Origin of the sequence: Yersinia sp. 2542 StPb PI, assembly GCF_048593855.1 — a bacterium.
In the GTDB taxonomy this organism is placed as follows: Bacteria; Pseudomonadota; Gammaproteobacteria; order Enterobacterales; family Enterobacteriaceae; genus Yersinia; species Yersinia enterocolitica_E.
In genome coordinates, this window is sequence record NZ_JAZGQA010000041.1 from 19,728 (window position 1) to 27,881 (window position 8,154).

An 8,154-nucleotide genomic window follows, 5' to 3' on the forward strand; every position below is an offset into this window, starting at 1 on the left:
ATGGGGTTATTTAAATGGTAATCCTTTGACTAACCGGGCTGCGTTATTGCCAAGCCGCCGTAGTTGGTCCTCGTTCTGCCCGCGCCGCTGGCGAAATAGCGGGTTGGCGGGCGGTAAGTTACGGAAATGCACGACCACTTCGTCGCCGGAACAGGCCAGCCCGACCAATAGCGGGGAGCGGGTTGCGGCCTGCCAGGCGCGTTGTGCTACATCGCCGTCGTCGTCTTGTTGCCAGCGCCAGGGAATACCTTCCTCCTCAATACCTAGCAGCACCTGATGCCAGACGGCTTCGGGTGTCGGTGTGGTCAGACTGATTACTATTGCGGGGGTGTCATGGGTGAAATTCATCCGTGATTCTCCCGTTGATAGGCCAGAATCAGCCCGGTGGCTACCGCATTACGCGGCCCCTCGCTGGCGCGAATGTTGCCGCGCCCCGCCACCAATTTGTAGTGAGAGAGGGCATCGGTGACCAATTGCGGGATTTCAAAGTCCAGCGACGAGCCGCCAACCAACACCACGAAGGGGATATCGCGGATATTGCCGGTCGGGCTGACTTGACGCAGGGCGCGAAGCGCATTGGTAACAAACACCCGCTCTTTAGCGGAGCGGCGGATATTGCGTACTTTTTCCAGCGCGTAATCCCCCGGCAGTGGCACCAAACCTTCCGGCTTGACCACCACCAGTCGGGCAAAGACCTCTGGCGGCAGCGGTTGTGGGAAGAACTGAACGCTGCCATCTTCATGACGCAGGTGGAATAAACTTTCCACTTTTGCCAGCGGATACTTTTTGATGTCCTCTGCCAGATAGCGGTCTTGTAAATCTAATTCAGAGGCGATGATCATCGTGACCATATCGCCGGCTCCCGCCAGATGGGTGGCGACGATTTGGCCCTGAGCATTGATGATGGAGGCGTCGGTAGATCCCGCCCCCAAATCGAGGATGGCGAGTGGCCGTTGCGTCCCTGGTGTGGTCAGCGCGCCGAGTATCGCCGCTTCGGCTTCCGCCCCCCCAACCTGAACATCAATATTCAGAGTCTTTTCGATTTCTCTGGCGATATGCGCCATTTGCAGGCGATCAGACTTCACCATGGAGGCGATGCCCACCGCTTGTTCAAGCGAGAATTCGCCCGCCAGACCGCCGGTGACATTGACCGGCACGGCAGTGTCTACTGCCAGCAAGTCTTGAATGAAGATCTCATTGGTTGGTTTATTGGTCAGTTCCGCCATGGTTTGGCGAACGTGTTCGAGCATGCCGCCGATATTGGTTCCTGCTTCACCACTGACATTGTCCAAATGGCGAAAGCTGTTAACCGCGGTCATAATGGCTTCACTTCCGGTCGCCACATCCACCCGCACCGTGCGACCGTCGGCAAATAACTCCAGATGACCGGCCGGTATCGAGCGAGCTTTAACATCCCCTTCTGGGGTTTTCACTACCACCGCCGAGCGGGTACCAATCAACGCTCGTGCCACCGGCACAATGTTTTTGGTTTCTTCGGCACTCAGTTCAAATACGGTGGCAATGCCATAGGGGTTAGAGAGGGTTTCAATCACCTGACCCGGCATCGCAACTTCTACCGCCGCCAGCATGCCCATCGGAATGCGGTCGATATGTAGCACCTCATCAACGATCGGTAGCGGATACGCCAGCCGATTACTGACCAGCACGCCATCGTCCCGTTGCAAGATAACCGCAGTGATGCGGTAGCCAGCGCCGTTAGCGGCATTTACCACCGCCGCGACATCGGCGAAATCCACCGCTGATGGCACCACCAGAATGTAAGGTTGGGCAGGGTCACGGGTAACTAACTCATCAATAGTAATGGTCAGCCCAACCCCCAATCCCAGTCCACCAGGGGTTTTCGGGTTATGACCGATCATGGTGGATTCGGTGATGATGGTTTCGGTAATTGTCTCCATCGCCACATCACCGATCACCGGTGTGGCCTCGTTAATGCGGATCAGGCTGATATCGCTTAGCGCAATACCGGCCTTTTCCACCAACATATTCAGCGCCTTGTTGATGCCGAAAATATTGCGTTGAGTCCCTTTGATACCCGTCGTTTCGGTCAGGGTACTGGTAATAAAGTGCAACTGACCATCAGCCGTGCATTGTGCTAATGCCACTTCTGTTGATGAGTTACCAATATCCACACCGACGATGTAATCCATATCCGATCCTTAAATGACTAATAACTGGATGTCGTGATCAACGGGGCTATCGTACCTAGGGGCGCTCCGGCGGCTTACGCCGCTACGACCCCCATGGCACGCTTCCCCTTGATTGATATCACTGCGTTAATCGTCGCCTTTTAGCTTCTTACGCTGGACATACAAAACGGCAGCTTCACGGACGAATGCCGCACAGATGGTCGCTTGGTAGGTCTGTTCCAGGTCGTCGGCGATAGCGTTCAGCTCCTCTTTGCTGGAGCGGAATGGCCGCAGGGCGTTGTAGATATCCAATACCTTGTCATCCGGTACCGCGGTCAGCTCGGCCGCACGCTCGAAGTTAATTGCCAACAGTGGGCGACCCGCATCACGGGCAATGGATGCCTGAATACTCAGGATTTCCGGTGTAATCCGCAAATCTTGCGAAGTAACACTGCCGTTCAAAACGTTAGCCAGCGTGAGGTCATCCAGCGTTTTGTTTGTGGCTGTTTTGACCCAATCAGGGTGTTTATTTGCCAACGGATAATCAGAGACTTTGGCATCATTGCGCGAACTGGCTGCTGGTGCCGCACAAGCAGCCGCAGGTGTCTGGCCTTGCAAGCTGTTCATCTTGCTCAGCACATCGCGAACCATGGATTCAATAGCTTCGGAATTCATTGTGTTTTCCTTTGTTAAAGCGCCACCCGGAGTTCCTGAGGATTCTTGCCGGTCACCACATATTTGGTTTCTTTAATATGCAGAATCGCTGATTTGGCCTGATATTTTGGCCGTGCCATTTGGTCGTTCAGGGTAGGAACCGGTTGTGGTGATTCCCGTTTGGCATAACGCGCGGCGTTTTTACCAATTTGGCGATAAGTTTCCAGCGTCAACAGTGGGGCCTGCGGGAACAACTCCAGATTGGAGAGCGGCGGTAAGCCTTGCTGATGAATCACCGTAGTGCCTTTGGATTGAATGCCGATAGAGATACCGGAACCACTCAGGCGGTTACCCTCGACGGCAACAAACGCCACGTCGGAGGATTTAAAGCAGCGGATAACCCGTGCTTTAATGCCTTCTTCTTCAATACCGGCAATCAGTTCGCGCAGAATATTTTTGTGCGGGATACCGACGATGTTAGCCGTTTGCGACAGGCCAAATGCCGGGCCGACGGCAATGATCACTTCATCCTGATTGCTGCCAGGGCGGGCTTCACCCACTTCGGTCAGGAAATTTCCTTCAGCAACAGTGGCCGTAGCCGCTGCGGGTTGGGTATCCTGCTTAAAGGAGACGGTATTTTTGTCTCCCTGCATTTCCTGCAATACGCCTTCGATAATTTGACGTAACAGTTTTTCGTTAATATCCACCATCTCGTGAACCCCTTAACCAAGCTCATTCGGATCAAGCGCGTTTGGAATGTTTTTGATCTCTTCCCAACGTGCACCTTCCAGCCGGTAACCGGTAGCTGGACCCGCGTAGTCATTGACGTCATTCACCGCTGACAGCACTTGGTTGTCACCTTTAATGATCGCCGAGGTATGCAGGTAGTCACCGGCAATTTTGGCTTTCTGGATGTTGAGCATGTCTTGCGCTACATCTTCGAAACCGCCTTGAGCCAATGCTTTTACCACTTCCAAACCAGTACGGTTTTTGCTGATGATTTCCTGAGCGAACTTGATGTCTTCAACGATGTTACGTTCCGGCATATCTTTCGAGCCGTGTGCATATGTCGCCGCAATCACTTCTTCGTCAGTAATTGGTGGCAGGCCCATACCGGCAAATACCGCTTGCAGCGCACGGGCAGCTTTATTACGAATCGCCACCACGTCAGCTTCCAGCACCGGACGCAAGCCACCATCAACTTTCAAGTCGCGCTGCAATACGTTGTAATCGTCAAAGTCTTCGGCATCTTCGTTGGAACCGGCGAACATGTTGTCGTAGTTAGGCACCGCAGAAAAACCAGAGGAGATAAAGTCAGTACCCGGCAGGAACTGCATCAGCAGACGGGCGGTACGGCGCATATCGGAGTGGGTAAAGGTCTGGTCGTTACTGGAAGCACATTCCAAATCCAGTGCAGAGCAAATCAGGTTTTCTGCCAGGATGGCCCGGATGCCTGATGGCACCGCGGACGGCACGCCGACACAACTCACTGAACCATTTTGCAGCCCCTGAACCCCGGCAGCTTTGGTGATATAGATACAGCGAGCTTCCAGATACAGCATGGATTTGCCTTCGGCATAACCCATTTGCACCTCGGAGCCTGAACCAGAGGTAAAACGCATTTTCAAACCGCGTGATGCATAGGACGAGGCGAGGAAGCCTTTGGACCATGGCGTGTCATCACCGTCGGTAAATACCGGCTCAGTACCGTAAACCGAAATAGTTTCGGCATAACAGGTATGGCCCAGCATCCCCAGCTTCAACTCGGTGGCTTCTTCCAGCGAACATTGCGTCAGCACACCAGGGCGACCCACTTGCGAACCGACCAACAGCGCAATGGCATTGAATGGCGCATAACGGGCCACGGCCACGGTAGTTTCCTGCTCATCAAAGCCACGGTATGCGCCTTCGGCGGCATCGGCGGCAATCTGCACCGGGTTATCTTTAACGTTAGTGACGTGAGCCTGTTGTGATGGGGTACGACGTGCGCGCATTTTCTGCATCGACATCATCATTTCCACCACGTTCATATGAGAAACCACCTCGACAATTTTGGCCGGGGTCATTGCTGTAGTGAGTGGCACAATGGTGCGGCGCGATACGTTAGGATCACACAGCATGTTGGCCAACTTGATGGAATCCATCTTCATCACTTCTTCCGCATGCGCCAGATTGATACCGTAGCGGGCGATAAAGTGGTCTATCAGGTCGAAACTGCTTTGTGGCTTACCGTCTAATTCGGTCACCACACCGTTAACAATCTTGATGGAAGGTTTTGGATCATTCGGGCTTTCCATGGCAATAAAGCCTTCCTCGATCCACTCTTTGACAAAGCCGTCCTGATTAACCGGGCGTTTCGCCAACGCTTCAAATCTTTTCGATTTCATGAAACAGCCTCACTGTGGCGTCAGATATAAGAAGGGCGGTCGTTTTTCGGTTCAGAACCCAAGGTCGCTAATACCGTTTTGCCAATCTCACGGGCAGAAATTACTGCCTGACGAACTGCGCCAGAATCACCGGAGATAACCAGAATCACTTCGTTACTGAAGCTGGTGCCATGTGCGGGGGAGCTGTAAGCCACCACGTCAACGTTGGCAGATTTCACGGCGGTATCCGCCATCAAAACACCAATCGACGCCGGTGCACCGACTATCACACCGCAAGAACGGCCCAATGGCGCGCCAAATGCTTTTTCCAATGCGTGGCTGGCACGTGCGCTGTACTGCAATTCAATGTGACCGGCTTCATTGGCGTAAACATCGCCGAAGGTCCGATCCAGCTCTTTCAGCGCCACTTCGACGGCACGTTTCACATCAGAAACATCATCACCACCGAAGATGATCAGCGAGCCATGACCGGCACCGCCCTTGGTATCGCGGGGTAACTCAATACTGACCACTTCAGTATTGGTGGCTTTGACAGCTTCATCGGCCGCCATGATGTGCGGGCCTGCGCCGGTACGTGCGCCCAAAATACCGATGGAGCGATAGCGTTTTTCCAGCTTCATTGCGTCCAGTAGGGCGCTGTCGACGTTGGCGATCACCAGTCCGACCGTGTCACCGATCGCGGTACCAACAAATTCCGTTAAACTGCAAGTCTTCTCAGCCATAGCCGTATCTCGTTGTTTATAGGAGGGTTGTTTAGAAGACGCCGGAGCGTGTTCGCTGACTTTTGCTATCACCTGCGCCATGATTTGGTCGACCAGGTCATTGCTTTTCATTAGCTATTTCCCTTTGGCAAGAACTTCTCGACATCGGTGTGTGGCCGTGGGATGACATGGGTCGATTTCACTTCACCCACTTTCGCAGCCGCACTTGCACCGGCATCAGTGGCTGCTTTAACTGCGCCCACATCACCACGTACGATGACGGTGACCAGACCAGAGCCAATTTTTTCATAGCCGACTAATGTCACATTGGCCGATTTCACCATGGTGTCCGCAGCCTCAATGGCCGCAGTCAACCCTTTGGTTTCCACCATTCCTAGTGCTTCTTGTTGCATAAATACCTCGACGGGGATGTCAGGGACCTGATGTTTGTGCGTTGGAAATACAGCTATTACGGTTTCAAACGCGCTTCAGGTTCTAAAATAAAAATTGTCGTGTTGGGGCCATTCAGTAAATTTAAAAAAACAAATTCGGTAAGTTTAAAAATAAAGTTGTCAGGTTCGTGCTGAGAACGAATATACAAACAAGCAATGAAAAAGAATGGCTGTATTGAATTTACTGACGGGAATGGTTAGTGAGGAAATAACAAATTATTGTCATGGCTATAACTTAATATTATGTTTTAAAACGTTATTTCGTTGATGTTGGGTGATAATAACTGGCTATTACATATTCAGAATTACAATTTATTAGGTGACAGTAGCTATTAAATTTGCTAATTGCGCGCCTGCCCGATTAAATAGTTCGCGTGATCGCGCGCATAAATATAATGATACACCTGAGGGGGGAGTAGCCACAAAAGTGCGAGCTTGATAACAATAACGGAAAGAATAAATGGCAAGAAAGTCATATAGCGGAATAAAGCATAAAAGTGCCTGTTAACACGGTGTTGGCGCTAACTTTTCTACGGAAATGACAATAATTTGTTATTCAAGGTCTATTTTTTATTTAATTAATGGCACATCACGACAACACTTTCATTTTTGCTCTCTTTATAGTGGCTAGGTCATGGGCCGTGCATTTCCATACCCGTCATACTTCGAGCTGCATGTGCGTTGGCTGCCTTCGCTCACCCCAGTCACTTACTGATGTAAGCTCCTGGGGATTTACTCAGTTGCCGCCTTCCTGAAACTTGAATTATTTAGGGTATATAACGTATTAATTTAATAACAAGCAGGGTAACCCTATGAACGACTCACTAAAAGCGCAGTGTATTGCGGAATTTCTCGGTACCGGGCTGTTTTTGTTTTTTGGTATTAGTTGTTTAGCTGCATTGAAAGTAGCAGGTGCCAGTTTTGGTTTGTGGGAAATCTGTATCGTGTGGGGGCTGGGTATTTCACTGGCGGTCTACCTGACGGCAGGAATTTCCGGTGCTCACCTCAACCCGGCCATTACTATCGCATTATGGCTATTTGCCTGTTTCCCCGCACGGAAAGTCATCCCGTACAGCATTGCTCAAGTTGCCGGTGCTTTTGGTGGCGCGGCACTGGCCTATATGCTCTATCATAATTTATTTACTGATTTCGAAGCCGCACACCAGATGGTGCGTGGCAGCATGGAAAGTCTGCAATTAGCCAGTATCTTCAGCACCTTCCCATCACCGGCAATCAGCGTATGGCAGGCTGCATTTGTTGAAATTATTATCACCTCGATTCTTATGGGGCTGATTATGGCACTAACTGATGATGGTAACGGTGTGCCACGCGGTGCATTAGGTCCACTATTGATCGGTATTCTGGTGGCGGTTATTGGGGCTTCTACCGCTCCATTAACTGGTTTTGCCATGAATCCAGCACGTGATTTTGGTCCTAAATTATTTACCTTCTTTGCTGGTTGGGGAAAAATCTCAATGACCGGCGGCCGTGATATCCCTTATTTCATTATTCCGATTGTGGCGCCGATTATTGGTGCTTGCCTCGGGGCCGCAGTTTATCGCTTCCTCATTGGCAAAAATCTACCTTGTAATACCTGTAAGTTAGAGGATGAGAAAGTTAATTTATAAAGCAATATGGATTTCCTCATCTGACACTGGGTGAGGAAATTTCGTGATCCATTCTGGTTAATGGCTCATTAATTGTCCCCTGACGTTTATGACTCTGGTAGAGTAAATTGTTACTTTACCTTTTCAGGGAAATAGATTTTAACCTGGTGAATAGGAATGACTAAATAACAATGTTCTAACAT

At 50.9% G+C, this 8,154-nt stretch carries 8 protein-coding genes; 1 reads left to right on the forward strand and 7 read right to left on the reverse strand.

Translation table 11 applies throughout. From position 1 onward, the window contains the following. Window positions 1-6: 6 nt before the first annotated feature. The 7 genes from V1952_RS07615 to pduA form a co-directional block, all read right to left on the reverse strand. A complete protein-coding gene (locus V1952_RS07615) occupies window positions 7-348 on the reverse strand; it encodes a glycerol dehydratase reactivase beta/small subunit family protein (RefSeq protein ID WP_372558489.1) in 342 nt (113 codons plus the stop codon). Then, entirely contained in the window at window positions 345-2,171 is a 1,827-nt protein-coding gene (locus V1952_RS07620; protein WP_420070914.1) for a diol dehydratase reactivase subunit alpha, read from the reverse strand. Before V1952_RS07620 ends, V1952_RS07615 begins: the two co-directional genes overlap by 4 nt. A 126-nt stretch (window positions 2,172-2,297) precedes the next feature. Continuing rightward, on the reverse strand, window positions 2,298-2,825 hold the full coding sequence (gene pduE, locus V1952_RS07625; RefSeq protein WP_420074565.1) for a propanediol dehydratase small subunit PduE: 528 nt from the start codon (window positions 2,823-2,825) through the stop codon (window positions 2,298-2,300). A 14-nt stretch (window positions 2,826-2,839) separates the two neighbouring features. Continuing rightward, on the reverse strand, window positions 2,840-3,511 hold the full coding sequence (locus tag V1952_RS07630) for a propanediol/glycerol family dehydratase medium subunit (RefSeq protein ID WP_372559863.1): 672 nt from the start codon (window positions 3,509-3,511) through the stop codon (window positions 2,840-2,842). A 15-nt stretch (window positions 3,512-3,526) separates the two neighbouring features. After that, window positions 3,527-5,191, reverse strand: a complete 1,665-nt coding sequence (gene pduC / locus V1952_RS07635) for a propanediol dehydratase large subunit PduC (RefSeq protein WP_005185311.1) — start codon at window positions 5,189-5,191, stop codon at window positions 3,527-3,529. Window positions 5,192-5,211: 20 nt separating this feature from the next. Beyond that, the gene (pduB, locus tag V1952_RS07640) at window positions 5,212-6,024 is read right to left on the reverse strand and encodes a propanediol utilization microcompartment protein PduB (protein ID WP_004699354.1); all 813 of its coding nucleotides are present in this window, start codon (window positions 6,022-6,024) and stop codon (window positions 5,212-5,214) included. Beyond that, window positions 6,024-6,305, reverse strand: coding sequence for a propanediol utilization microcompartment protein PduA (gene pduA, locus V1952_RS07645; RefSeq protein WP_032906380.1), 282 nt, complete (start codon window positions 6,303-6,305; stop codon window positions 6,024-6,026). The genes pduB and pduA overlap by 1 nt, the downstream gene beginning before the upstream one ends. A gap of 851 nt (window positions 6,306-7,156) precedes the next feature. Between pduA and pduF the strand changes: the two genes are divergently transcribed. Continuing rightward, complete coding sequence (gene pduF, locus V1952_RS07650) at window positions 7,157-7,972, forward strand: propanediol diffusion facilitator PduF (RefSeq protein ID WP_083159268.1); 816 nt, start codon at window positions 7,157-7,159, stop codon at window positions 7,970-7,972. Window positions 7,973-8,154 lie beyond the last annotated feature (182 nt).